This window comes from Bradyrhizobium sp. BR 1433, from assembly GCF_051547665.1.
Classification (GTDB): domain Bacteria; phylum Pseudomonadota; class Alphaproteobacteria; order Rhizobiales; family Xanthobacteraceae; genus Bradyrhizobium; species Bradyrhizobium australafricanum.
The window spans coordinates 1,619,066-1,643,127 of the sequence record NZ_JBPUGG010000001.1; the positions used below are offsets into that span (position 1 = coordinate 1,619,066).

Annotated in this window: 22 protein-coding genes and 1 pseudogene; 15 read left to right on the plus strand and 8 right to left on the minus strand. The window is 64.9% G+C overall.

What is annotated here, in order from left to right:
- Nucleotides 1-25: 25 nt before the first annotated feature.
- The 9 genes from ACSKB9_RS08205 to ACSKB9_RS08245 all read left to right on the plus strand — a co-directional run bounded on the left by ACSKB9_RS08205 (nucleotide 26) and on the right by ACSKB9_RS08245 (nucleotide 11,216).
- On the plus strand, nucleotides 26-1,384 hold the full coding sequence (locus ACSKB9_RS08205; RefSeq protein WP_438072461.1) for a D-amino acid dehydrogenase: 1,359 nt from the start codon (nucleotides 26-28) through the stop codon (nucleotides 1,382-1,384).
- Nucleotides 1,385-1,544: 160 nt separating this feature from the next.
- Complete coding sequence (locus tag ACSKB9_RS08210) at nucleotides 1,545-2,486, plus strand: ABC transporter permease (RefSeq protein ID WP_028336105.1); 942 nt, start codon at nucleotides 1,545-1,547, stop codon at nucleotides 2,484-2,486.
- Nucleotides 2,487-2,489: 3 nt separating this feature from the next.
- The gene (locus tag ACSKB9_RS08215) at nucleotides 2,490-3,377 is read left to right on the plus strand and encodes an ABC transporter permease (RefSeq protein WP_229190462.1); all 888 of its coding nucleotides are present in this window, start codon (nucleotides 2,490-2,492) and stop codon (nucleotides 3,375-3,377) included.
- Between the two features lie 141 nt (nucleotides 3,378-3,518).
- On the plus strand, nucleotides 3,519-5,168 hold the full coding sequence (locus ACSKB9_RS08220; RefSeq protein WP_253608010.1) for an ABC transporter ATP-binding protein: 1,650 nt from the start codon (nucleotides 3,519-3,521) through the stop codon (nucleotides 5,166-5,168).
- 222 nt (nucleotides 5,169-5,390) lie between these two features.
- Entirely contained in the window at nucleotides 5,391-6,911 is a 1,521-nt protein-coding gene (locus ACSKB9_RS08225) for a M81 family metallopeptidase (protein WP_438072463.1), read from the plus strand.
- 6 nt (nucleotides 6,912-6,917) lie between these two features.
- A complete protein-coding gene (locus tag ACSKB9_RS08230) occupies nucleotides 6,918-8,090 on the plus strand; it encodes a M20 aminoacylase family protein (protein ID WP_028336101.1) in 1,173 nt (390 codons plus the stop codon).
- Entirely contained in the window at nucleotides 8,083-9,501 is a 1,419-nt protein-coding gene (locus ACSKB9_RS08235) for an amidase (protein WP_438072464.1), read from the plus strand. Before ACSKB9_RS08230 ends, ACSKB9_RS08235 begins: the two co-directional genes overlap by 8 nt.
- A gap of 141 nt (nucleotides 9,502-9,642) precedes the next feature.
- Entirely contained in the window at nucleotides 9,643-10,533 is an 891-nt protein-coding gene (locus tag ACSKB9_RS08240; protein WP_018272348.1) for a crotonase/enoyl-CoA hydratase family protein, read from the plus strand.
- Complete coding sequence (locus tag ACSKB9_RS08245) at nucleotides 10,530-11,216, plus strand: esterase/lipase family protein (protein ID WP_438072466.1); 687 nt, start codon at nucleotides 10,530-10,532, stop codon at nucleotides 11,214-11,216. Before ACSKB9_RS08240 ends, ACSKB9_RS08245 begins: the two co-directional genes overlap by 4 nt.
- Here the strand turns inward: ACSKB9_RS08245 and ACSKB9_RS08250 are convergent.
- From ACSKB9_RS08250 to ACSKB9_RS08265, 4 genes are all read right to left on the minus strand, one after another.
- Nucleotides 11,213-12,139, minus strand: coding sequence for a ketopantoate reductase family protein (locus ACSKB9_RS08250; protein WP_438072468.1), 927 nt, complete (start codon nucleotides 12,137-12,139; stop codon nucleotides 11,213-11,215). The genes ACSKB9_RS08245 and ACSKB9_RS08250 overlap by 4 nt on opposite strands.
- A gap of 173 nt (nucleotides 12,140-12,312) precedes the next feature.
- Nucleotides 12,313-13,290: an NADPH:quinone oxidoreductase family protein gene (locus ACSKB9_RS08255; protein ID WP_438072469.1), complete on the minus strand. Its 978-nt coding sequence runs from the start codon at nucleotides 13,288-13,290 to the stop codon at nucleotides 12,313-12,315.
- The gene (locus ACSKB9_RS08260; RefSeq protein ID WP_438072471.1) at nucleotides 13,290-13,901 is read right to left on the minus strand and encodes a 2-hydroxychromene-2-carboxylate isomerase; all 612 of its coding nucleotides are present in this window, start codon (nucleotides 13,899-13,901) and stop codon (nucleotides 13,290-13,292) included. The genes ACSKB9_RS08255 and ACSKB9_RS08260 overlap by 1 nt, the downstream gene beginning before the upstream one ends.
- 98 nt (nucleotides 13,902-13,999) lie before the next feature.
- Nucleotides 14,000-14,704 carry a glutathione binding-like protein gene (locus tag ACSKB9_RS08265; RefSeq protein ID WP_438072472.1) on the minus strand — a complete coding sequence of 235 codons (705 nt, stop codon included), beginning with the start codon at nucleotides 14,702-14,704 and terminating at the stop codon, nucleotides 14,000-14,002.
- 76 nt (nucleotides 14,705-14,780) lie between these two features.
- On the opposite strand from ACSKB9_RS08265, the gene ACSKB9_RS08270 reads away from it, so the two are divergent.
- Both ACSKB9_RS08270 and ACSKB9_RS08275 read left to right on the plus strand, forming a co-directional pair.
- Complete coding sequence (locus tag ACSKB9_RS08270; protein ID WP_438072474.1) at nucleotides 14,781-15,329, plus strand: hypothetical protein; 549 nt, start codon at nucleotides 14,781-14,783, stop codon at nucleotides 15,327-15,329.
- Between the two features lie 83 nt (nucleotides 15,330-15,412).
- The gene (locus ACSKB9_RS08275; RefSeq protein WP_038383315.1) at nucleotides 15,413-16,435 is read left to right on the plus strand and encodes a methionine synthase; all 1,023 of its coding nucleotides are present in this window, start codon (nucleotides 15,413-15,415) and stop codon (nucleotides 16,433-16,435) included.
- Nucleotides 16,436-16,451: 16 nt separating this feature from the next.
- Here ACSKB9_RS08275 and ACSKB9_RS08280 read toward each other — a convergent pair whose 3' ends face one another.
- The 3 genes from ACSKB9_RS08280 to ACSKB9_RS08290 form a co-directional block, all read right to left on the minus strand.
- A complete protein-coding gene (locus ACSKB9_RS08280) occupies nucleotides 16,452-17,075 on the minus strand; it encodes a hypothetical protein (RefSeq protein WP_438072476.1) in 624 nt (207 codons plus the stop codon).
- 149 nt (nucleotides 17,076-17,224) lie between these two features.
- A complete protein-coding gene (gpt, locus tag ACSKB9_RS08285) occupies nucleotides 17,225-17,752 on the minus strand; it encodes a xanthine phosphoribosyltransferase (protein ID WP_438072478.1) in 528 nt (175 codons plus the stop codon).
- Between the two features lie 6 nt (nucleotides 17,753-17,758).
- Entirely contained in the window at nucleotides 17,759-18,511 is a 753-nt protein-coding gene (locus ACSKB9_RS08290; RefSeq protein WP_438072480.1) for a competence/damage-inducible protein A, read from the minus strand.
- 225 nt (nucleotides 18,512-18,736) lie between these two features.
- On the opposite strand from ACSKB9_RS08290, the pseudogene ACSKB9_RS08295 reads away from it, so the two are divergent.
- From ACSKB9_RS08295 to ACSKB9_RS08310, 4 genes and pseudogenes are all read left to right on the plus strand, one after another.
- Nucleotides 18,737-20,156, plus strand: a pseudogene (locus ACSKB9_RS08295) (circularly permuted type 2 ATP-grasp protein).
- A gap of 170 nt (nucleotides 20,157-20,326) precedes the next feature.
- A complete protein-coding gene (locus ACSKB9_RS08300) occupies nucleotides 20,327-21,271 on the plus strand; it encodes an alpha-E domain-containing protein (protein ID WP_057019095.1) in 945 nt (314 codons plus the stop codon).
- A gap of 191 nt (nucleotides 21,272-21,462) precedes the next feature.
- The gene (locus ACSKB9_RS08305) at nucleotides 21,463-22,305 is read left to right on the plus strand and encodes a transglutaminase family protein (protein WP_438072482.1); all 843 of its coding nucleotides are present in this window, start codon (nucleotides 21,463-21,465) and stop codon (nucleotides 22,303-22,305) included.
- A 187-nt stretch (nucleotides 22,306-22,492) separates the two neighbouring features.
- Nucleotides 22,493-22,918, plus strand: a complete 426-nt coding sequence (locus ACSKB9_RS08310; protein WP_076830207.1) for a carboxymuconolactone decarboxylase family protein — start codon at nucleotides 22,493-22,495, stop codon at nucleotides 22,916-22,918.
- A 30-nt stretch (nucleotides 22,919-22,948) separates the two neighbouring features.
- Here ACSKB9_RS08310 and ACSKB9_RS08315 read toward each other — a convergent pair whose 3' ends face one another.
- The gene (locus ACSKB9_RS08315; protein ID WP_438072484.1) at nucleotides 22,949-24,046 is read right to left on the minus strand and encodes a dihydrolipoamide acetyltransferase family protein; all 1,098 of its coding nucleotides are present in this window, start codon (nucleotides 24,044-24,046) and stop codon (nucleotides 22,949-22,951) included.
- Nucleotides 24,047-24,062 lie beyond the last annotated feature (16 nt).

Genomic DNA, 24,062 nt, shown 5'->3' on the forward strand with positions numbered 1-24,062 from the left:
AACCCACGGGAGCCTGACAACTATCATGCCACACATCGCGATCATCGGCGCCGGCATCACCGGCGTAACGACGGCCTATGCCCTGCTTGAACGCGGCTACAAGGTGACTGTCCTCGACAGGCATCGCTACGCCGCGATGGAAACCTCGTTCGCCAATGGCGGACAACTCTCCGCCAGCAACGCCGAGGTGTGGAACAGCGCTGCGACCATCCTCAAGGGGCTGCGCTGGATGCTGAGAAGCGACGCGCCGCTGCTGATGAACCCGAAGCCGAGCTGGCACAAATATTCCTGGATCGGCGAGTTCGTAGGCCACATCACGCGCTATCGCGGCAACACCATCGAGACCACGAAGCTCGCCATCGAAGCGCGCAAGCATCTGTTCTCGATCGCAGAGCGCGAGAACATCGCCTTCGATCTCGAACGCCGCGGCATCCTGCACGTCTATCACGACAGGGCCGGCTTCCAAGCCGGCCTCAAGGTCAACACGCTGCTGCGGCAGGGCGGGCTCGACCGCCGGCCGGTGACGCCGGACGAGATCCGCGTCATCGAACCCGCGCTGCAGACGGCCTGCTATGGCGGCTTCTTCACGCCGTCGGACGCGACCGGCGATATCCATAAGTTCACGCGTGGGCTTGCCGACGCCTGCATCCGCCGTGGCGCGAGCTTTGTCCATGAAGCCGACGTCGACACGATCGCGCGCGGCGATGACGGCTTCCGCATCGGCTGGAACGAAGCAGCTTCACATGATGCTGCGGTCGCGACGCGACAGCAGTTGCAGGCGGACGGGATCGTGATTTGCGCCGGCGTGGCGAGCCGCCACTTCGCCAGCCTGCTCAACGACCGCGTCAATGTCTATCCGGTGAAGGGCTATTCGATCACGGTGCAGCTCGATGCGCCGCAAAGCCGGAATGCGGCCCCAACCGTCAGCCTGCTCGATGAAGCTGCGAAGATCGTCACCAGCCGGCTCGGCGCCGACCGCTTCCGCGTCGCCGGCACTGCCGAGTTCAACGGCTTCAACCGCGACATTCGTGCCGATCGCATTCAACCGCTGGTGGACTGGGTGCGGCATCATTTCCCGGAGATCGATACGTCGAAAGTCGTGCCATGGGCGGGCTTGCGCCCGATGATGCCGAACATGATGCCGGTGGTTCGCGCCGGACGGATTCCGGGCGTGTTCTACAACACGGGCCACGGTCATCTCGGCTGGACGCTGTCGGCGGCGACGGCGCAGATGGTGGCCCAGGCGATCGACGATTGGCGCGACCTCGACACGCCGCCGATGGCGCCGACGTTCGGTGCCGGGCTCGACGTGCCTGCCAACGCGCGCAAAGCTGAAATCAATCCACCTTCCAGTGGACTGCTTCGAACCTCACCGGAGGAATAATCGCGGCCAACAGGACTGATTAGCTGCACCGCAAAATCCGCAGCACCGATGGCATGGGACTTGCTCAAGTTCTACCGTGAGTCTGCTACCATCTGTGCTACGGTCTGGTGTGCAACGGTCCCGCTGGGGACTTCATCGACCACAACCCAACGGATCAAATTTGCTCGGATATCTGCTTCGCCGCATCCTCGCCGCCATTCCCGTGATGGGCGTGGTGGCTCTGTTCGTGTTCCTGTTGCTGCGGCTGACGCCGGGCGACCCGGCCGCCATCCTCGCCGGCGACAACGCGACTCCCGAACAGCTCGAACGTATCAGGACCTCGCTTGGTCTGAACGAGCCGATCTACATCCAGTTCTACACCTGGATCGCCAAGTTGCTGCACGGCGACCTCGGCGTCTCCCTGATCTCGAACAAGCCGATCCTCGAAATGATCGTCCCGCGCCTCGAGCCCTCGATCTCGGTCGCGCTGGCCACCATCATCCTCTCGATCCTGGTGGCGGTGCCGCTCGGCGTGATCGCGGCGTGGAAGCACGGCACCTGGATCGACCGCTTCGTGATGGGGCTCTCGGTGCTCGGCTTCTCGGTGCCGGTGTTCGTGATCGGCTATGTGCTGATCCAGATCTTTGCGATCGATCTGCGCTGGGTTCCAGTACAGGGCTTCAAGAGCATCTCGGCCGGCTTCGGTCCGTTCTTCCAGCGCCTCATCCTGCCGACCTGCACACTCTCCTTCATCTATGTCGCGTTGATCGCACGCATGACGCGGGCCTCGATGCTCGATGTGCTCGGCGAAGATTACGTGCGCACGGCGCGGGCCAAGGGCATCGGCGAGACCGGCGTGCTGCTGCGCCATGCGCTGCGCAACGCCGCGGTTCCGGTCATCACCGTGATCGGTTCCGGCTTCGCGCTCTTGATCTCCGGCGTCGTCGTCACCGAAAGCGTGTTCAACCTGCCCGGCATCGGCCGCCTCACCGTCGACGCGGTGCTGGCGCGCGACTATCCGGTGATCCAGGCGATGATCCTGTTGACGTCGGGTATCTACGTCGCGGTCAATCTGTTGATCGACCTCGCCTACACCCTGCTCGATCCTCGTATCCGGTACTGAGCAATGGCGATCGAAACCCTTCCCGAATCCTCGCTTCCCGTCACCCGGCCGTTCCGCGTCAAGTTCGGCTTCCTGACGTCGACGCCGATCATCGCGATTGCGACGATCAGCCTCGCCCTCATCATCCTGATGGCGATCTTCGCACCGCTGCTTGCGCCGCATGATCCTCTGCTGCTGACGCCGTCGCAGCGACTGAAGCCGTCGAGCGCGCAATATCTGCTCGGCACCGACGCCTATGGCCGCGACCTGTTGTCGCGCATCATCTACGGCGCACGGATCTCGCTGGTGATCGGGCTCGGCGCCGCGGTCTGCTCGATCGCCATCGGCCTTCTGATCGGCCTCGTCGCCGGCTTCTTCCGCTGGGTCGATGCGGTGCTGATGCGCGTGATGGACGGCTTGATGGCGATCCCCGCCATCCTGCTCGCGATCGCCGTGGTGTCGCTGTCGGGCGCCAGCATCTGGACCGTGATGGTCGCGATCACCATCCCCGAGATCCCGCGCGTGGCGCGGCTGGTGCGTTCGGTGGTGCTGACCGCGCGCGAGGAGCCTTATGTCGAGGCCGCGATCTCGCTCGGCACCAGCCTGCCGAAGATCATGTGGCGGCATTTGATGCCGAACACCATCGCGCCGCTGATCGTGCAAGGCACCTATGTCTGCGCGTCCGCGATCCTGACCGAGGCGATCCTGTCGTTCCTCGGCGCCGGCATCTCGCCGGAAACGCCGACCTGGGGCAACATCATGGCCGAGGGCCGCGCCTATTTCCAGGTCAAGCCGTCGCTGATCTTCTGGCCGGGGCTGCTGCTCTCGATCGCCATTCTCAGCGTCAACCTGATCGGCGACGCCGCGCGCGACGCGCTCGATCCACGCATGAAGCAGCGTGAGGGCAAGTGACGGCTTCAGCTCTTCTGAAGCCGTCATTCCGGGGCGATGCGAAGCATCGAACCCGGAATCTCGAGATTCCGGGTCTGGTGCTGGCGCACCATCCCGGAATGACAGTGGGTAAATTCCTTCGCAGCGCCAAGAGACCCTGACATGACCAACGTCGTCCTCGACATCAGCAATCTCGTCGTCGGCCTCGGCCGCAAGGCGGATGCGCATCGCATCATCGACGACCTCTCGCTGCAGGTACGTGAAAGCGAGACGCTGTGCCTGGTCGGCGAAAGCGGCTCGGGCAAGTCGGTGACATCGCTCACAGTGATGGGCCTGCAGCAGAAGGGCACGCTGGTGCCGTCTGGCGGCAGCGTCAAGCTGGTCGGCGAGGAACTGCTCACCGCCAGCGACCGGCGGCTGCGGCAACTCCGCGCCACGCGGATGGCGATGATCTTCCAGGAGCCGATGACCGCGCTCAATCCCGTGGTGCCGGTCGGCCGCCAGATCGACGAGGTGCTGCGCGCCCACACTGATCTCGATGCCCGCGCGCGGCGCCAGAAGATTTTGGCGATGATGGAGCATGTGCGGCTGCCGGACGTGGAGCGCATCTTCTCCTCCTACCCTCACCGCCTGTCGGGCGGCCAGCGCCAGCGCATCATGATCGCGATGGCATTGGTTCTGGAGCCGAAGCTCCTGATCGCGGACGAGCCGACCACCGCGCTCGACGTCACCACCCAGAAGCAGATCCTCACCTTGATCCGCGACCTGCAACGCGATCACGGCACCGCTGTTCTGTTCATCACCCACGACATGGGCGTGGTGGCCGAGATCGCCGACCGCGTCGCGGTGATGCGACACGGCCGCCTGGTCGAAACTGGCCCGCTGCAGGACGTGCTGCGCAATCCGAAGATGGAGTACACCCGCAACCTCTTGTCCTCGGTGCCGAGCCTGGTGCCGCGCGCGCCGCGCCCGGAGACCACCGAGCCCGTGGTGCTGGAAGCCAACGAGCTCAGCAAGGTCTACCGGGAGCGGTCGCTGTACGGCAAAGCCCGCGAGGTCGCCGCCGCCAGCAACGTCACGCTCACTCTGCGCAAGGGCCGCACCCTCGGCATCGTCGGCGAAAGCGGTTCCGGCAAGTCGACGGTCGCGCGCTGCATCGTGCGCCTGATCGATCCGACCTCGGGCGGGGTACGCCTCGCCGGCCGCGAAATCTCCGACCTGTCGCGCCGGCTGTTGCAGCCGCATCGCCAGAAGATCCAGATCATCTTCCAGGATCCCTACCGCTCGCTCAATCCGCGCGTCACCGTCGGCGAGAGCATCGCGGAAGGCCCGGTCAATTACGGCATGCCGCGCAAGGATGCACTGGCGCGCGCGCGCGAGCTGCTCGAGCTCGTACACCTGCCGCCCGACGCGATCTCGCGCTATCCGCACCAGTTCTCCGGCGGCCAGCGCCAGCGCATCGCGATCGCGCGCGCGCTGGCGCTCGATCCCGACGTGCTCGTCGCGGATGAGGCGGTGTCCGCGCTCGACGTCTCGGTGCAGGCGCAGGTTCTGGATCTGCTTGACGAAATCCAGCGCCGGCTGGGCATCGCGCTGCTCTTCATCACGCATGATTTGCGCGTCGCCGCACAAATCTGCGACGACGTCGCCGTGATGCAACATGGCCGCGTCGTGGAACAGGGACCGGCCGCCGAGGTGCTGACCAATCCGCAGCAGGCCTATACCCGCGCGCTGCTCGATGCGGCGCCTGGACGCGGCTGGGACTTCGCCAACTTCCGCCCCGTTTCGGAAGGCATTGTGGCGACGGCCTAGGTCTTTAGCCTCAAGCCTTTCCGCCCACAGGGCATGCAAATCCGCTGGTGCTCCCCGGCTTGCGCTTGGCGCGACGACACGCTTAACGTCGCGCGCTAGAGCGTGGCTCTGAAGGCGGACACCGGTCTTCCCCGGAGATCACGCTCCAACCAACGAGATGAGATCATGACGCGCGTCGTCCTGATCGCATCATGATCGAAGAAACGTACCGAGACCGACTTGATGACCCGCATTGCCGTTGGCGGCTTCCTGCACGAGACCAATACCTTCGCACCGACGAAGGCAACCTATGACGATTTCGTGCATGGCGGCGGCTGGCCGTCGATGACGCATGGCGCCGACGTGCTCAAGGTCATGCGCAAGATCAATGTCGGCCTCGCCGGCTTTGTCGAGGCGGCGGAAGCCAATGGCTGGGAGCTGGTGCCGACGATCTTCGCCGCGGCGAGCCCGTCGGCGCATGTCAGCAAGGATGCGTATGAGCGGATCGTGACGGAGATGGTCGACGGCATCGCCGCGGCCGGACCGATCGATGCCGTCTATCTCGACCTGCACGGCGCCATGGTCACCGAGCATCATGACGACGGCGAAGGCGAAACCCTGGCCCGCGTACGCAAGGCGATCGGCAACGACCTGCCGCTGGTGGCGAGCCTCGATCTGCATGCGAACGTCTCGCCAAAGATGATCGAACATGCCGATGCGTTGATTGCCTACCGCACCTATCCGCATGTCGACATGGCCGAAACCGGCCGCGCCTGCGCCCGGCATCTGGCGCTGATGCTGAAGTCCAGGCAGCGCTTCGCAAAGGCATTCCGGCAATTGCCGTTCCTGATCCCGATCAGCTGGCAATGCACCAACGACCAGCCGACCAAGAGCATCTATCAAAAGCTCGCCGCCCTCGAGAGCGATGCGGTGCCGACGCTGTCGTTTGCGCCGGGTTTCCCGGCCGCTGATTTCAGGGATTGCGGGCCGAGCGTATTCGCCTACGGCCGCACCGAGGCCGATGCGGATGCCGCCGCCGACAAGGTCGTCGCCCTGATCGAGAGCCATGAGGACGATTTCGACGGCCGGATCTATTCGCCCGACGAAGGCGTGCGGCTGGCGATGGAACTGGCGAAATCGGCCAGCAAGCCGATCATCATCGCCGACACCCAGGACAATCCCGGCGCCGGCGGCGATTCCGACACCACCGGCATGCTGCGCGCGCTGGTGCGCAACAAGGCGAGTGCCGCAACCGGCGTGATCTACGACCCGCAATCCGCGAAGGCCGCGCACAGCGCCGGTGTCGGGGCATCAGTCACGCTCGAGCTCGGCGGCAAGTCCGGCATTCCCGGCGACGCGCCATACCGGGAGACTTTTGTCGTCGAACAGCTCTCGGATGGAAAATTCGTGGCTCCCGGTCCCTATTTCGGCGGCCGCGACATGGACATGGGCCCCTCGGCCTGCCTGCGGGTCGGCGACGTCCGCGTCGTGGTCGGCTCCTACAAGGCCCAGCTTGCCGACCAGGCGATGTACCGCTATGTCGGCATCGAGCCGACGGCACAGAAGATTTTGGTCAACAAGAGCTCGGTGCACTTCCGCGCCGATTTCGAGCCGATCGCCGAGAAGCTCTTGATTTGCGCCGCTCCCGGCGCGATGCCCGCCGATACCGCCACGCTGCCGTGGAGACATTTGCGTCCCGGCATTCGTATCAAGCCGAACGGCCCTACTTTCACACCCACCTCCCCATCACGCACAAACGGATAGAGAGCCATGCCGACCATTGAGCGCATCGACAGTTTTGCCGACGAACTCACCGCCATCAGACGGGATCTGCATGCGCATCCCGAGATCGGCTTCGAGGAGGTCCGCACCTCGGGCATCGTCGCCGACAAGCTGACGAGCTGGGGCATCGAGGTGCATCGCGGCCTCGGCGGCACCGGCGTGGTCGGCGTGCTCAAGGGCAAGGGCAACGGCACCAAGAAGATCGGCCTGCGCGCCGACATGGACGCGCTGCCGATGGAGGAGAACACCAATCTGAAGTGGCGTTCGACCATCCCGGGCCGCTTCCACGGCTGCGGCCATGACGGCCACACCACGATGCTGCTCGGCTCGGCACGCTATCTCGCCGAGACCCGCAATTTCGACGGCACCGTGCATTTCATCTTCCAGCCGGCCGAGGAAGGCCTCGGCGGCGCGCGCGCTATGATCAAGGACGGCCTGTTCAAGCAGTTCCCCTGCGACGAGGTCTATGGCCTGCACAACGCGCCCGACCTCAACCATGGCGAGATCGCGATCCTGCCGGGCCCGGCAATGGCCGCAGCCGACTTCTTCGACATCAGGATCCAGGGCTACGGTGCGCATGGCGCGATGCCGGAGCGTTCCAAGGACGCGGTCGTGATCGCAATGACGCTCGGACAGGCGTTGCAGTCGATCGTCAGCCGCAACGTCGATCCGCTGCAGGCTGCGGTGCTGTCGATCACGCAGATCCATTCCGGGTCGGCGTACAACGTCATTCCCGGCGAAGCCTGGATGTGCGGCACGGTGCGCTGCTTCTCCGACGAGATCCGTGAGCTGATCCGCAAGCGCATGCGCGAAATCTCCGCCGGCTTTGCGGCGGCATATGACGCCGAAATCTCGGTCGAGATCCGCGACGGCTTCAGCGTACTGGTGAACCAGGAAGAGCAGTCCCGCGTGGTCGAGGAAGTCGCGCGCACCGTGGTCGATCCGGCCAAGGTCATCACCCGCTCGACACCCAAGATGGGCAGCGAGGATTTCGCCGACATGATGCAGGCCATTCCCGGCGCGTATTTCTGGGTCGGCCATGACGGCTCCGTGCCCGTTCACAATCCCGGTTACGTTCTCGACGACAAGATCCTGCCGATCGGCGCCAGCATGTTCGCCCGCATCATCGAGAAACGCATGCCGGCAGGTGCGCATGCATAAGCCCAAAGGGGACGCCATCACGTCGCTGCACGATCTCTCCGCCGTCGACCTGCTCGCCGGCTATCGTGCCAAGCAGTTCTCGCCGTCCGAGGTGCTGGAGGAAATCATCTCCCAGGTCGCGACCTGGGAGCCGCACATCAAGGCGCTGTATTTGTACGACCCCGAAGGGGCGCGGAAGGTCGCCAGGACCTCGACCGAGCGCTGGCAGCAGGCCGAGCCGGCCGGCACGCTCGATGGCGTTCCCGCCACCATCAAGGACAATGTCGCGACCAAGGGGCAGCCGGTGCCGCTGGGCGCGGCGAGCGTTAAGCTGGCGCCCGCGGAGAAGGATGCGCCGCCCGCGGCGCGGCTGCGCGAGGCCGGCTGCGTGATCTTCTCCAAGACCACGATGCCGGACTACGGCATGCTGTCGTCGGGCCTGTCGTCGTTCCATCCGCTGACCCGCAATCCCTGGGATGTCAGCAAGAACCCCGGCGGCTCGAGCGCCGGCGCGGGCGCGGCAGGCGCTGCCGGCTACGGTCCCTTGCATCTCGGCACCGATATCGGCGGCTCGGTGCGGCTGCCGGCCAACTGGTGCGGCCTTGTCGCATTGAAGCCGAGCCTCGGCCGCGTGCCGATCGACCCGCCCTATGTCGGCCGCGTCGCCGGTCCGATGACCCGCACCGTCGACGACGCCGCGCTGATGATGAGCGTGCTGTCGCGTCCCGATCGCCGCGACGGCATGAGCCTGCCGGCGCTCGAGGTGAACTGGAAGGCGCTGGAGAAGTCGCCGCGCAAGCTGCGCATCGGGCTGATGCTCGACGCCGGCTCCGGCCAGAAGGTCGAGAAGGAGGTTCGCGAGGTCGTCGTGAAGGCTGCGAAGGCGTTCGAATCCGCCGGCGCCGTCATCACCGAGATCGACGGCATCCTGACGCCCGAGATGCTCGAAGGGCTCGACAATTTCTGGCGCGCTAGGACCTGGGACGAGCTGTCGAAACTGTCGCAGGCCGACCGCGGCAAGACCCTGCCCTACATCCTCAACTGGGCAGAAGCCGGCGCAAAGCTCTCCGGCGTCGATGTGGTGCGCGGCTTCAACATGACGATGGCGATCCGCGCGGCCGCCGCGAAATTGTTCTGCGAGGTCGACTACGTGATCTCGCCGGTATCGCCGGTGGTGAACTTCCCGGCGGAGTTCGCAGCGCCGCTCAACGACCCCGCAAAGCCGTTCGAGCACATCTGCTTTACCGTGCCGTGGAATATGTCGGAGAACCCGGCGCTGTCGATCAACGGCGGCTACGACAAGAAGGGTTTTCCGATCGGTGTCCAGATCATCGGCCGCCGCTTCGACGACATCGGCGTGCTCGGCATGGGCAAGGCGTTCGAAAGCCTGCGCGGCCCGCAGAAGCCGTGGCCCGCGCCGCCGAAGAAGTAAAGCAGCGCCTCAACGCAAGTCGGGATGCGCGGAGCCAAGCCCGCGCATCCCTCTTCTTCACAAGGGATGATTGCCGGGTTAACTGGATGGAGACGCGCGCCTGCGCCGTTCATTCAAGAAAACCGAGAGGAAATCATCCCCATGGCGTATGAGACGATCAAGTACGAGGTCGCCGAGCAGATCCTGACCATCACGCTGAACCGTCCCGACAAGCTCAACGCCTTCAACGCCACGATGCAGCAGGAGTTGATCGACGCGTTCGACAAAGCCGACAAGGACGACGACGTCAGGGCCATCATCGTGACCGGTGCGGGCCGCGGCTTCTGCGCCGGCGCCGATCTCTCCTCCGGCGCCAACACCTTCGACCGCGATGCGCGGCGTGGCCCGGTCAAGCGCAATGCCGACGGCAGCGTCGACTACAGCGATCCGCAGGTGCGCGACGGCGGCGGGCAAGTGACGCTGCGCATCTTCAAGTGCCTGAAGCCTGTCATCGCCGCGGTGAACGGCCCGGCGGTCGGCATCGGCGTCACCATGCAGCTTGCGATGGATATCCGCATCGCCTCCGACGCCGCGCGCTTCGGCTTCGTGTTCTCCCAGCGCGGCATCGTGCCGGAGGCCGCATCGAGCTGGTTCCTGCCGCGCATCGTCGGCATCTCGCAGGCGCTGGAATGGTGCTATTCCGGCCGCGTCTTCCCGGCACAGGAAGCGCTCGCCGGCCGGCTCGTCAGCAAGGTGGTGCCGCCGGACGATCTGCTGCCGACCGCGCGTGCGCTCGCCAAGGAGTTCGCGGCCAAGACCGCGCCGGTGTCGGTGGCGCTGATCCGCCAGATGATGTGGCGCATGATGGGCGCCGACGATCCGATGGAGGCGCACAAGGTCGACAGCCGCGGCATCTATGCCCGCGGCCGCTCCGATGACGTCAAGGAAGGCGTGGTGTCGTTCCTGGAAAAGCGCCCCGCGCAGTTCAAGAACAAGGTGTCGTCGGACATGCCCGACTATTTCCCGTGGTGGCAAGAGCGCGACTATAAGTGAACGAACGGCGTCAAGCGGCGTCCACACTTGATGGCGTCGTCCTGCTGCACGGCATCAGCAGGACGGCGCGCTCGTTTCGCAGGATGGAGCTGGCACTGAAGGCTGCCGGCTTTGCCACCCTCAATCTCGACTATGATAGCCGGCGCAAGCCACTCGACGCGCTGGCCGAGGACATCCGCCCCTCGCTCGATCGGTTCGCAGAGAGCCTCGACGGCTCCGTGAACTTCGTCTGCCATTCCATGGGCGGGCTTCTGGCGCGCGTCTATCTGGCAAGGCATCGCCCGGCGCGGCTCGGCCGCGTCGTGATGCTGGGCACGCCGAACGGCGGCAGCGAGATCGCCGACCGCCTGAAGAACCTCGCGGCTTATCGCGCCTATTTCGGTCCGGCCGGCCAGCAGCTCGTCACCCGCCGCGATGCCGCGACCAGCGCGCTGCTGCCGCCGATCGACTATTCCGCCGGCATCATCGCCGGCAACCGTTCGGTCTATCCGATCACCTCCATGGCCCTGCCGCGGCCGCATGACGGCCGGGTGTCGGTCGCCAACACCAGGCTCGAGGGCATGGCCGATCACATCGTGATCCGCACCTCGCATCCCTGGCTGGTGCGCAACAAGGAAGCGATCGCGCAGACCATCGCGTTCCTGCAAGAAGGCAGATTCAGCACAGATCGTCAGGTGGACTAGGCGTGGGCGTTACCCATCCTGTGCAGCTTCAGCATGGCATAGACCGCATTGTTGGCCGGCGTGGGAACGCCAAGCGGGCGGGCGAACTCCACCACCTTTCCGGCGAGCCAGTCGAGTTCGAGCCGGTTGCCGCGTTCGAGATCGTGCAGCATGGAAGCCTTGAAGGTGGGCGGCGAGGCTTCCGCGAATTTCATCCTGTCCTCGGCAAAATTCTCCGGAATAGGAACGCCCCTGGCACGGCCGACCGCCACCACCTCGCTCATCAGGCTGTAAAAGAACGCTCGCGTATCCGGGTCGGCCAGGATCGGCCCCAGCGGCTGGCGAGTCGTTGCGGTCGCGCCTGATAGTCCGACGAGGAATACAAATTTCTGCCACCGCTCGCGGTCAATCCCGTCGGACACCGAGATGTCGATGCCCGCCGCATGAGCGGCGTCGGCAAAGGCCTTGAGGCCCTCATCGGGCTTACCGTCGGTTCTGCCGCAGACCATGCGCGCGAACTGGCTCGTGTGGGTGACGATACCAGGCGCGGACAGCACCGTAGCAATATAGGCACTTCCGGCGACCACGTTGTCGGCGCCGAGAAGCGGGGCGATCCTCTCCGCGCTATCGACCCCGTTTTGCAGCGGGATCACCCGGGTGCGCGGTCCGACCAGCGGGAGAGACAACCTGGCTGCCGTCTCGCTGTCCCAAAGCTTGACCGCGAACAGCACGATATCGACCGGGCCGACCGTGGCTGGATCATCGGTCACGTTGGGTTCAGGCAAATGAAGATTGCCGAGCACACTCTCGACCCTGAGACCGTTTTTTCTGATCGCCTCGAGGTTGGAGCCGCGTGCGATAAAGAACACGTCGTGCCCTGCCGCGGCCATACGTGCTCCGAAATAACCGCCGAGGGCACCGGCCGCCATCACAGCGATACGCATGTCATATCCTCCCCCCTGCAACGACACTCAGCCGGCAGAGGATATCACGCGACGGACCCGGGTTCGATTCCTTGAACGCCGGGCCCATCGCGTCATTTGGCTGCACTGCAGAATTTGGTCGCTATCGGTGTGTGGCGGACTCTGGCATGCCGTCCGCCCGACGGATCTGTGGTTCACGGCCTCGTCAGCAGCGCCACACGCCCGATCGCCTTGCGCTCGATCAACAGCCGCATCGCCTTCGCATAGTCTTCCAGCGGCAGCCGGTGCGAGATACTCGGCCGCACCCGGCCGGCCTCGGCCCATTCGCTCAGCGCCTTGAACCTGACCTCGCCGAGTGCGGGATCCTTGCGCACTGCCTCGCCGGCGCGAACGCCGAGCACGCTCGCACCCTTGATCATCAACAGATTGGTGCGGGCAAGACCGATGCCGCCGGTAAAGCCGACGACGAGAATCCGCGCGCCCCAGTTGATGCAGCGCATCGAATTCTCGAACACCTCGCCGCCGACAGGATCGAACACGACATCCGCGCCGCGACCGTCGGTGAGGCGCTTGACCGCATCGCGGAACGGCTCGCGCGCATACAGCACGAGATGGTCCGCGCCGCGCGCCTTGGCGATCGCAAGCTTCTCCTCGCTCGAAGCCGCGGCGATCACGGTGGCGCCGAGCAGCTTGCCGATCTCGACCGCGGCAAGCCCGACGCCGCCGCCGGCGCCATGCACCAGCAGCACCTCGCCCGGCTTGATCTGCCCGCGGTCGATCAGCGCATGATAGGCGGTGCCGTGCGCGGCCAGGAAGGTCGCGCCTTCCGCGTAGTCGAAGGTCGACGGCACCGGCACGAGCTGCGACGGCGTTGCAACCGTCTCGTCGCAATAGGCGCCGAAGCGCATCTTGACGATCACCTTGTCGCCGACCGCGACACCGGTAGCGTCATTGACCTCGACGACGTCGCCGGCGGCTTCCGAGCCCGGCGTGAACGGCAGCGGCGGCTTGAGCTGGTACTCGCCGGCAGCCATCAGGATGTCGGGAAAGTTGATCCCGGCGGCGCGGATCGCAACCCGCACCTGGCCCGGCTGCAACGGCACCGAGGCAAAGTTCTCGAGCTGCAGGCGCTCGGGCGGCCCGAGCTCGCGGCAAACGACGGCTTTCGGCATCAGGCGGCCCGCGCCTTGAGGCGTGCCAGCGCCTCGCGGATCAACGGCAGGCGATCGTTGCCGAAATACATGTCGGTCTTGTCGAGATAGATCGTCGGCGAGCCGAAGCCGCCGCGCACCATCACCTCCTCGGTGTTGGCCTTGAGCTGATCCTTGATCGCCTGGTCGCCGATGCCGGCAAGGAATTGCGCGGGATCGATCCCGAGCTTGGTGCAGATCTCGGTCAGCACCGCATCCTGCGAGATGTCCTTGTCGTCACCCCAATAGGCCTCGAACACCGCGCGTGCGAACGGCACCATCTTCTCGTTGCCGAGAAGGATGCAGCCGCGCATCGCCTTGACGCTGTTCACCGGGAATACGGTCGGCGGCATCTTGATCGCAAGGCCGGCCGAGCGCGCCCAGTCGGCGAGATCCTTCTTCATGTAGCGCGCCTTCAGCGGCACCGGCTTCTCGCGCTGCGCGTAGACCGACGGGTTGACGGTGTTGAAGATGCCGCCGACCAGGATCGGCCGCCAGGTGATCTGAGCGTCGAACTCCTTCGCGATCGGCTGGATGTTGTGCCAGGCGAGATAGGTCCACGGGCTGGAGCAGTCGAAGAAGAATTCGATCATGGCGTTTCCTTTGTCTCTTCCACGTTCATTCTCGTCATTCCGGGATGCACCGCAAGGCGCAGAGCTCGCGACTGTGTCGCGCCGCGGAATAACGGGCATCATTTCTTCTCGACCAATTCCTTCGCACGCTGGCCGAACATGTTCTTGCGCGATTCCTCGTCAAACGGCTCCTTGACGAATTTTCCGATCACAAGCCCCGCCTGAACCTGCGGGCGGGCGCGCACGGTGGCGTACCAGCGCTTCATGTTCGGGAAATCGTCGAGGGTGAAGCCCTGCGCCTTGTGGGTCATGGTCCAGGGGAAGCAGGCGATGTCGGCGATCGAATAGTCGTCGCCGGCGATGTAGGCGCAGGTCCTGCCGAGCTGGCGGTCGAGCACGCCGTAGAGCCGCGCGGTCTCGTCGCGGTAGCGCTCGATCGCGTACGGAATCTTCTCGGCCGCATAGAGCGCGAAATGGCCGTGCTGGCCGAGCATCGGTCCAAGGCCGCTCATCTGCCACATCACCCACTGGATGACGTTCGACCGCGCACGCAACTCCCGCGACAGGAAACGGCCGGTCTTGTCGGCGAGATAGATCAGGATCGCGCCGGTCTCGAACACCGAGAACGGCCCGCCGCCGTCGTCCGGTTGATGGTCGACGATGGCGGGGATCCGGTTGTTCGGGCTGATCGCCAGGAATTCGGGCCGAAACTGCTCGCCGGCGCGGATGTTTACCGGGATCACCTTGTAAGGCAACCCCAGTTCCTCCAGCATGATCGAGATCTTCCAGCCGTTCGGCGTCGGCGCGTAGTGCAGATCGATCATGAACAACTCGGCTGTCAGCTTGGTTAAGTTCTGATATCTTGCGGGCTGATCGTGTGATCAGACCGAGCCGCATATTATGACCGACATCGAAATCGACAAGGTAATTTCGGGGCTCGAATCCGTCGGCGATCATCAACATGGTTGGGACACACTGTTTCGTGACCCAAAGACACGAAAATTCTGGGAGCTTGTGTATCCTCCGGACGGCGGACCGCGTGTACTCAGGCCAATCGCGGCCCGCGATGCACGAACGGTATATCATGCGGCATTTCATCAGATGCGCGACCAAATCCACGATTACTGGCTGGACGGCGAAACTCTCGATAGCGTCACGTTCGTCGCTGACTACTGGCAACTTCACTTCGGCCGCACCACGATTTCACCCCTGACAAGGGTTGAAGTACGGGTGGATGGGATGACGAGCTGTAATGGAGACGACCAATTCCGAAATCGCCTTTGCGAGCAGATCGGCAAAGCCGTCGAGAAATTTGACCTCACGCCGTCAGCGGCCTGCATCATTGCGTTCGAAGATCAGTCGGCGATCCGGATCTCCCTCGATCCGTGCGACTACCGCGGACCAGAGGCGCTGATGATATCCGGGACCGGCCACTGGCTTTCGATATGAAAGCTGCTGCGTTTCGTTGTTCTGTACGCCGACCTTAAGACATGGCACACAGGCCCTCAATCAGAACCCAACGGGAGGCACCCATGCTGTTTCCAACCACGATCGCAGGCTCGCTGCCGAAGCCGGAATGGCTGGCGGAGCCGAACATGCTGTGGGCACCCTGGAAGTCGGAGGGCGCCGAGCTCGCCCGCGCCAAGCGCGATGCCACGGTGCTTGCGGTCAAGCTGCAGGAAGATGCCGGCGTCGACATCGTCACCGAGGGCGAGCAGGCCCGCCAGCATTTCGTCCACGGCTTCCTGGAGCGGATCGAGGGCATCGATTTCGCCCACAAGGTCGAGATGGGCATCCGCAAGGACCGCTATAAGGCGATGGTCCCGCAGGTGGTCGCACCACTGCAGCTCAAGGGGCGCGTCCACGAGAGCGAGGCCCGTGCGGCCCGCGCGCACACCAGGAACCGGCTGAAATTCACCATGCCCGGCCCGATGACGATCATCGATACCATCGCCGACAAATATTACGGCGACCGCGTGAAGATGGCCTTCGCTTTCGCGGAGCTTTTGAATCAGGAGGCGAAGGCGTTGCAGGCCGACGGCGTCGACATGATCCAGTTCGACGAGCCCGCCTTCAACGTCTACATGGACCAAGTACGCGACTGGGGCATCAAGGCGCTGGAGCGTGCCGCCGAAGGCCTGACCTGCGCCACCGCCGTGCACATCTGCTACGGCTACGGAATCAAGGCCAACACCGACTGGAAGCAGACGCTTGGCGGCGAGTGGCGGCAATACGAGGAGACCTTCCCCGTCATCGACAAGAGCACGATCCAGCAGGTCGCGATCGAATGCCGCAACTCGAAGGTGCCGATCGAACTGCTCGCGGCGCTCCCCGGCAAGATCGTGCAGGCCGGCGTGATAGACGTCGCCAGCGACGAGATCGAGACCGCTGAGGACGTCGTCAAGGTGATCGAGGCGGTCGCGAAGCACGTGCCGAAGGGCAACATCATCGCGACCACCAATTGCGGCATGGCGCCGATGCGGCGGGATATCGCGGAAGCCAAGTTGATCGCGCTGGGCGCCGGTGCCAAGCTGGCGCGGCAGCGACTGGCGTAAGGATGACGCCGGCAGATCAACCCAGAACGGCCATCGCGCTCGGATGCAGTACCGGCCGGTAGCCGGCCTGGAAGGCGCGCACCGTCGATGGCGGCGTCAGCAGCATGGCCGGCTCCGGTACGTCGGCCCGGCTGTAACCGGCGAACGACCAGCGCAACATGGCGCCGTCGGCGACGAGGTAGCTGTCCCCGCTCGCCTGCACCATCGTCCCGTCGGGCAAGTCGCGCAATCGCGTCGGCAGCGGATGCAGCCGCTTCTTGCCGCGGTCGAGCCGCTCGGCATGCAGCACTGCATCCATCGCCTTGGCGCTGAGATCGCTCACGCCGTTGCCCTGCTCCCAGCAGCCGCGAAACCGCTTGGCATCGTCACGGCGGCAGTAGAAGCAGGGCCGGTGTCCGGCCGCGAACGCGGTGGCCTCATCGAGGAAGAACAGCTCGGTCCAGCTCTGCCGGCTCATCACCTTGCGCCGCCGTCCCTTGAACTCGCAGACGCAGGTGAGCCACGCCGGGCTCGACCAACGCTTGTTCAAAAGCGTCCGCGTCGCGGGATCGTGGATGATGCCGCGATTGCCGGTGAAGGTGCCGCGATGGTCTGAGGCGACGATGTCGCCGGTGGGCGTGACGCGGTTTTGCAGGGGCATGTTTCTTACTTCCCCCTCGCCCCGCTCTTGCGGGGAGAGGGTTGGGGTGAGGGGTTTGTCCGCAAAGATAGTAAGAGATGAACTCGCGGTGACTCCCCCTCACCCGATCGCTCCGCGATCGACCTCTCCCCGCGGGGCGAGGTGACTCCTCACGCCGCGCCGTCGCGGATCGGCGGCTGGAACGACAGCGCGGTATCCCAGGGGAAGAATATCCAGGTGTCCTGCGACACCTCGGTGATGTAGGTGTCGACCAGCGGCCGGCCCTTCGGCTTGGCGTACACGGTCGCGAAATGCGCATCGGGCAGCAATTGGCGCACCAGCCTGCCGGTCTTGCCGGTATCGACGAGGTCGTCGACGATCAAGAGCCCCTTGCCGGTGCCGCCGCCGAGCTTGGCAGTCTGCTCCGAAATGCCCTTGAGCACTTTCAGGTCGCCCTGCTTGTCGTGGTCGTAGCTGGCGACGCAGACGGTATCGATCACCCGCAAACCGAGCTCGCGCGCCACGATCGCTGCGGGCACCAGCCCGCCGCGGGTGATCGCGATCACCGCTTGGAACGGGCCGACCTCATTGAGCCGCCAGGTCAGCGCCCGGCAGTCCCGATGGAATTGATCCCACGAGACCGGAAACGGCCTGCCGGCTCGCTCCTGTGCACTCGGTTCGGAATTTCGTTCAGCCATATCGTCTCAACCCGCCGGCTTCTTCTGCGCGGCCTGCACTTGCTTCAGCATTTCCTTCACCGCAGCCATTGCGGCTGCGAGTTTCTCCGGATCGCGCGAGCGGACCACCAGATTGGTGTTCGGCTTCTGGTTCTCGTCCTGGAACGGATAGCTGCCGATGATGGTGTCGGGATGGGCTTCCGCGATCGCCCGCAGCGGGCCGCCGATGTCGCCTTCCCGCGCGTCGGCGCGGACCGAATCCGACAACATCCGCACGCCGGACTTCAGGGTCGGCGCCACGATGTCCATCATCGCCTGCATGATGCTGGGGATGCCGGCCATCACGATGACATTGCCGAGCTTGAAGCCCGGCGCCAGGATGGTCGCGCTCTGGATCAGCTCGGCGCCGTCGGGCACCCGGGCCATGCGCAGCCGCGCCTCGTTGAGGTCCTGTTCGCTCCAGCGCTCCCTGAACCGCGCCACTACCTCGGGGTGATGATGGATATCGACCCCGAACGCCTTCGCCACGCTGTCGGCGGTGATGTCGTCATGGGTCGGCCCGATGCCGCCGGTGGTGAACACGTAAGCGTACCTATGCCGCAGCGCATCAAGGGCGGAGACGATGTCGGCCTCGTCATCGGCGACGACGCGGACTTCCTTCAGGTCGATGCCGATGTTGGTCAGGTATTCGGCGATGAAGCCGATGTTCTTGTCCTTGGTCCGGCCGGACAGGATCTCGTCGCCGATCACCAATATCCCCGCCGTGACGATCTCGCTCATGGTCTCATTCCCTAACTTGATCCCCTGACATTGCCGATCCAATGCCTTGATGTCACGGGGTTTTGCCGCCGAATTAAGCAGACCTCAGCCGGTTTTTCGGGCAGGCCTTCCACCTCACCCATAGCAAATGCCGCAAGCCAATGCATATCGCGCTGGCCCGCCCCTTGCTACCATCCCATCAAGTCATGCACTGTGTCACAGGGCTTGGGAGGGCAGTCGGGCTATATGGCAGTCGCGTTCGATGAGATGAATGGCCTCGGCGAGGATCTCCGCCCGGCCTACCAGGAGCTCTCCCGCTGGCTCAAAGAGACGCCGCCGGATGCGCTCGAATATCGACGCCAGGAAGCGGAGCTGCTGTTCCGCCGGATCGGCATCACCTTCGCGGTCTATGGCGATGCCGAGGCCCAGGAGCGGCTGATCCCGTTCGACGTCATCCCCCGCATCATGTCGGCGACCGAGTGGACGCTGCTGGAGAAGGGCCTCAAGCAGCGCGTGCTCGCGCTCAACATGTTCTTGAAAGACATCTATCACGGCCGCGAACATCCTGCGCGCCAACGTCATCCCCGAGGACCTGATCTTCCAGAACCCGGTGTTCCGGCCGGAGATGAACGGCCAGGACGTGCCGCACGACATCTACGTCCACATCGCCGGCATCGACATCATCCGCACCGATCCCGACAATTTCATTGTGCTGGAGGACAATGCGCGCACGCCATCCGGCGTGTCCTACATGCTGGAAAACCGCGAGATCATGATGCGGTTGTTTCCGGACCTGTTCGCGCGGCACCGCGTCGCGCCGGTGGACCGTTATCCGGACGAGCTGCTGTCGGCGCTGCGGTCGGTGGCGCCGCACAGCGCCTCCGCCGAGCCGACAGTCGCGCTGATGACGCCCGGCGTCTACAACTCGGCCTATTACGAGCACTCCTTCCTCGCCGACAAGCTCGGCATCGAACTGGTCGAGGGGCGCGACCTCATCGTCAAGAACGACGAGGTGTTCATGCGCACCACCGAGGGGCTGAAGCGGGTCGACGTGATCTACCGCCGCGTCGACGACGATTTTCTCGATCCCCTCACCTTCCGGCCGGACTCCGCGCTCGGCGTCCCCGGGCTGATGTCGGCCTACGCCGCCGGCAACATCACGCTCGCCAATGCAGTCGGCACCGGCATCGCCGACGACAAGGCGATCTATTCCTACATGCCTGATATCGTGAAGTTCTATCTCAGCGAGGAGCCGATCCTGAAGAACGTGCAGACCTGGCGCTGCCGCGAACCGCAGGATCTGTCCTACGTGCTCGACAACCTCGCCGACCTCGTCGTCAAGGAGGTGCACGGCTCGGGCGGCTACGGCATGCTGATCGGCCCGGCCGCCACCAAGGCGACGATCGAGGCGTTCCGCGACAAGCTCAAGCGCGAGCCGGAGGGCTTCATCGCCCAGCCGACGCTGGCGCTGTCGACCTGCCCGACCTGCACCGACAAGGGGCTGGCGCCGCGTCATGTCGACCTCCGCCCGTTCGTGCTGACCGGCTCCAGCCACACCACCATCGTGCCCGGCGGGCTGACCCGCGTCGCACTGAAGGAAGGCTCGCTCGTCGTCAATTCGAGCCAGGGCGGCGGCACCAAAGACACCTGGATACTGAGTGAGTGATTTGAAGCCAAACGCGCTGCGCGAGCCCTCCCTCCCCCTGCAAGGGGGAGGGTCGGGGTGGGGGTCGGCCGCATACGCCGAATGGAGAGAAGACCCCCACCCGCCGCTGCGCGTCGACCTCCCCCTTTCAGGGGGAGGTGAAACACGTTTCGCCTTGTAGGGACTATCGCATGCTGTCGCGCACCGCCGAAAACCTGTTCTGGCTGGCCCGTTATGTCGAACGCGCCGAATATCTGGCGCGCACCATCGATGCGACGTTGCGCGTCACCGCGCTGCCCGCGGCCTATGTCGGCAAGACCAATGAGTGGGATTCCGCACTGCTCACCGCCGGCGTCGGCGCGAGCTTCTACGATCACTATGAGGAAGCCGACGAGCGGAACGTCATCGAATATCTCTCCTTCTCGTCGGACAATCCGTCCTCGATCAAGAACTGCATCGAGGCGGCGCGGCTCAATTCACGCTCGGTACGGACAGCGCTGACGTCGGAGATGTGGGACACCATCAATTCGGCCTGGATCGAGCTGCAGGCGGTCTGGAACAAGGGTCCCGCCAACCGCGAGGAGCTGGCCAAATTCCTGCGCTTCGTGCAGGAGACCTCGCTGCGCTTCGACGGCTCGGCCTACCGCACCATGCTGCGCAACGACGCCTACTGGTTCTCGCGGCTCGGCGTCCATCTCGAGCGCGCCGACAACACTGCGCGGATTCTCGACGTGAAGTATCACATGCTCCTGCCCGAGGAGGAGCATGTCGGCGGCCCGCTGGATTACTACCAGTGGACCTCGATCCTGCGCTCGGTGTCGGCGACAACAGCCTATCACTGGGTCTACCGGGAAACCCTGAAGCCCTGGCTGATCGCCGACCTCCTGATCCTCAACGATACGCTGCCGCGCTCGCTTGCGAGCTGCTACAGCAACCTCGTGCGCAACCTGGACCAGATCGGCGTCGCCTATGGCCGCCAGGGCGCCTCGCAACGCCATGCCCGCGGCATCAGGAACCGGCTCGAGCACAGCAACATGGACGATATCTTCCAGCACGGCGTGCACGAATTCATCCAGGAGTTCATCGCGGACAACTCACGGCTGGGTGAGATCATCACCAAGCAGTACCTGATCTAACCGATACGGCCGAAAAACGCTCAAATTGTCGTCATGGCGGGGCCAAAAGCGCGAAGCGCGTCTTCGCATGGGTGTCCCGGCCATCGACATCTTGCTTTCGCGGCCGATTAGGAAGAAAGACGTGGGTGCCCGGGAAGGGTCCGGGCATGACAGTCCTGCCCTGAAAAAACCGATTGAACACCGGTTGAGCCATGCGCCTGCGGATAGCCCACACCACCACCTATCGTTACGAGCCGGCGGCCTCGGGCGTGATCCAGATTCTGCGGATGACGCCCGGCAGCCATGACGGCCAGTATGTCGCGGATTGGCAGATCGACGTCTCGACCGATTCCCGGCTCGACACCCATGAGGACGCCTTCGGCAACGTCACCCATGTGCTGACGCACGGCTCGATCGCCGACCTCACGATCCATTGCGAGGGCCTGATCGAGACCCAGGATACCGGCGGCGTGCTGCGCGGCAGCGACGAGCGGTTTCCGCCGAGCCTGTTCCTGCGTCCCACACCGCTGACCGACCTCAACCCGGCAATGACGGCCATCGTGCGCGAGCTGCGCGCGGAAGCCGGCGCCGACGTGCTCGGTTTCCTGCACGCGCTGATGGTGCAGATCTACGAGCACATGACCTTCGACGAGGACCCGACCAACAGCGCCACCTCGGCCGCCGAGGCGTTCGCGCTGAAGCGCGGCGTCTGCCAGGACTACGCGCACATCCTGATCGCCTGCGCGCGCGCCGGCGGCGTTCCGGGGCGGTTCGTCTCCGGCCACTTCCTGCGCTCCGACGGCATGGTCAACCAGCAGGCCGGCCACGCCTGGGCCGAGGCCTTCGTGCCCGATCTCGGCTGGATAGGCTTCGACGCCGCCAATGGCATTTGCACCACCGACGCCCATGCCCGCGTCGCGATCGGCCTCGACTATCTCGGCGCCGCCCCGGTCCGCGGCACCCGCTATGGCGGCGGCAACGAGACGCTGACGGTCGCGGTCAAGGTCGACCAGGCCGGCCGTCCAGGACAGTGGCAGAGCCAGACGCAGTCGTAGGGCTGATCCCTCTCCGCGTCCGTCATTGCGAGCCAACGGGTCGCGCGAACGCGCGCCCGATGACAGGCTCCGGGAAGCAATCCATCTGATCGCTTGCGGAGGCATGGATTGCTTCGCCGCTTCGCTCCTCGCAATGTCCGCAGGGGTGCTATGATCGCTGCATCAAACCACACCAGCGGGACAAGCCATGGCCACCGTAAAACTGCTTTCCGACGACGAGCTCTCGGCGGAAGCACGCGCCGTCTTCGACGACATCCGCAAGACGCGGAACTCGGACTTCGTCAACAATTTCTGGCGCGCGCTGGCGCATGATCCGAAGACCCTGCGGCGGACCTGGGAGAGCATCAAGGAGGTGATGGCACCCGGCGCGCTCGACCCGAAGGTCAAGGAGATGCTCTACGTCGCCGTCTCGGTGGCCCACGGCTGCAGCTATTGCATTCACTCGCACACCGCGAGCGCCCGCGCCAAGGGCATGACCGACGCCGAATATCAGGAAATGCTGGCAATCGTCGGCATGGCCGCCGAGACCAACCGGCTGGTCACGGCGCTTGGCGTGCCGGTCGACGAGGCCTTCCTCGTCGATGCACCTGCGGGACGAAGCCAGGAGCCGTGACGCTCCTGCCTGTCTCGCGGATGAGTGATGTCACGAAATGCGCTCAACGTCGGATTTGAGGACAACCAGGAAACGGGCAGCTTCGCCGCCCGTCACCACCCGATGATCGAAGGTCAGCGATAGCGGCAGCGTGCGTCGGACCGCAACCTGCCCCCGAAGCGCGACCACGCGCTCCGAAATCCGCCCGGCGCCGACGATCGCCGTCTGTGGCGGCACGATAATGAGATTGGCAAACCGGCCTCCGATCATGCCGAAGTTCGACAACGTGATCGTCGCACCGCGCAGTTCCTCCGGGGGTATCGCGCGCGCGATTGCGTCGGCTCGCAGACGGTTGAGTCCGGCCCGCAGGTCCGATACGCTCCGCTCCGCGACATTGCGCAGCACGGGAACGATCAGGCCGCCGCCGGTGTCGACGGCGATGCCGAGATCGATGCGCTCGATCAGGCGCCGTTCTCCCGTACCGGAATGATACCAGGCATTGAGCGCGGGCTCTGCCTTGCAGGCAGCGGCGATCGCCCGCGCCAGGCGGATTGTCACGTCCTCGCCCTGCCGCCAATCGTCGATGTCGGCCTCATCGGTGACCGTCGCGGGGACGATTTCCGCATGCGCTGCCGTCATGCGTTGGGCCATCGCGCGGCGCAAGCCGCGCAGCGGCTCGGCGGGTCCGCTGTGAGACATCCGCTTCGCCGCCCTCTCAACATCGGCCCGCGTGATGGTGCCGCCGGGCCCGGTCGCCTCGACGAGATCGAGCGCGACGTCAAGCTTGCGCGCAAGGGCGCGCACTGCCGGAAACACTTGGGCTCCCTGCCCGCTGGGCGGCGAGGCAGTTGCTGGCGCCGGCCGTTGCTCGCCGGTGTCGAGTTCGCCCACAATCGTGCCGGTGTCCTGCCCGGCGTCCTCGGCAAACTCGACGAGCGGCGCGCCGACCTTCACGATATCGCCCTTGGCACCGAACAGGCGCGCGATGCGTCCGCTCGACGGCGCCGGTATCTCGACCACCGCCTTGTCGGTCTCGACCGAAACGAGCGGCTGATCGGTCACGACATGATCGCCCTCGTTGACGTACCAGGTGACGATCTCGGCTTCTTCAAGACCTTCACCAAGGTCCGGCAACGTGAACTGGCGCATGGCACAAGGTCCGTTG

Coding starts and splice junctions, on each gene's coding strand:
- ACSKB9_RS08225 (WP_438072463.1), top strand. CDS start 5,391: ATGACCCGCATTGCCGTTGGCGGCTTCCTGCACGAGACCAATACCTTC.
- ACSKB9_RS08250 (WP_438072468.1), bottom strand. CDS start 12,139: ATGCGTATCGCTGTGATGGCGGCCGGTGCCCTCGGCGGTTATTTCGGA.
- ACSKB9_RS08275 (WP_038383315.1), top strand. CDS start 15,413: ATGCTGTTTCCAACCACGATCGCAGGCTCGCTGCCGAAGCCGGAATGG.
- ACSKB9_RS08215 (WP_229190462.1), top strand. CDS start 2,490: ATGGCGATCGAAACCCTTCCCGAATCCTCGCTTCCCGTCACCCGGCCG.
- ACSKB9_RS08315 (WP_438072484.1), bottom strand. CDS start 24,046: ATGCGCCAGTTCACGTTGCCGGACCTTGGTGAAGGTCTTGAAGAAGCC.
- ACSKB9_RS08290 (WP_438072480.1), bottom strand. CDS start 18,511: ATGAGCGAGATCGTCACGGCGGGGATATTGGTGATCGGCGACGAGATC.
- gpt (WP_438072478.1), bottom strand. CDS start 17,752: ATGGCTGAACGAAATTCCGAACCGAGTGCACAGGAGCGAGCCGGCAGG.
- ACSKB9_RS08280 (WP_438072476.1), bottom strand. CDS start 17,075: ATGCCCCTGCAAAACCGCGTCACGCCCACCGGCGACATCGTCGCCTCA.
- ACSKB9_RS08205 (WP_438072461.1), top strand. CDS start 26: ATGCCACACATCGCGATCATCGGCGCCGGCATCACCGGCGTAACGACG.
- ACSKB9_RS08230 (WP_028336101.1), top strand. CDS start 6,918: ATGCCGACCATTGAGCGCATCGACAGTTTTGCCGACGAACTCACCGCC.
- ACSKB9_RS08265 (WP_438072472.1), bottom strand. CDS start 14,704: ATGATCGATCTGCACTACGCGCCGACGCCGAACGGCTGGAAGATCTCG.
- ACSKB9_RS08305 (WP_438072482.1), top strand. CDS start 21,463: ATGCGCCTGCGGATAGCCCACACCACCACCTATCGTTACGAGCCGGCG.
- ACSKB9_RS08270 (WP_438072474.1), top strand. CDS start 14,781: ATGACCGACATCGAAATCGACAAGGTAATTTCGGGGCTCGAATCCGTC.
- ACSKB9_RS08255 (WP_438072469.1), bottom strand. CDS start 13,290: ATGCCGAAAGCCGTCGTTTGCCGCGAGCTCGGGCCGCCCGAGCGCCTG.
- ACSKB9_RS08235 (WP_438072464.1), top strand. CDS start 8,083: ATGCATAAGCCCAAAGGGGACGCCATCACGTCGCTGCACGATCTCTCC.
- ACSKB9_RS08310 (WP_076830207.1), top strand. CDS start 22,493: ATGGCCACCGTAAAACTGCTTTCCGACGACGAGCTCTCGGCGGAAGCA.
- ACSKB9_RS08300 (WP_057019095.1), top strand. CDS start 20,327: ATGCTGTCGCGCACCGCCGAAAACCTGTTCTGGCTGGCCCGTTATGTC.
- ACSKB9_RS08220 (WP_253608010.1), top strand. CDS start 3,519: ATGACCAACGTCGTCCTCGACATCAGCAATCTCGTCGTCGGCCTCGGC.
- ACSKB9_RS08260 (WP_438072471.1), bottom strand. CDS start 13,901: ATGATCGAATTCTTCTTCGACTGCTCCAGCCCGTGGACCTATCTCGCC.
- ACSKB9_RS08240 (WP_018272348.1), top strand. CDS start 9,643: ATGGCGTATGAGACGATCAAGTACGAGGTCGCCGAGCAGATCCTGACC.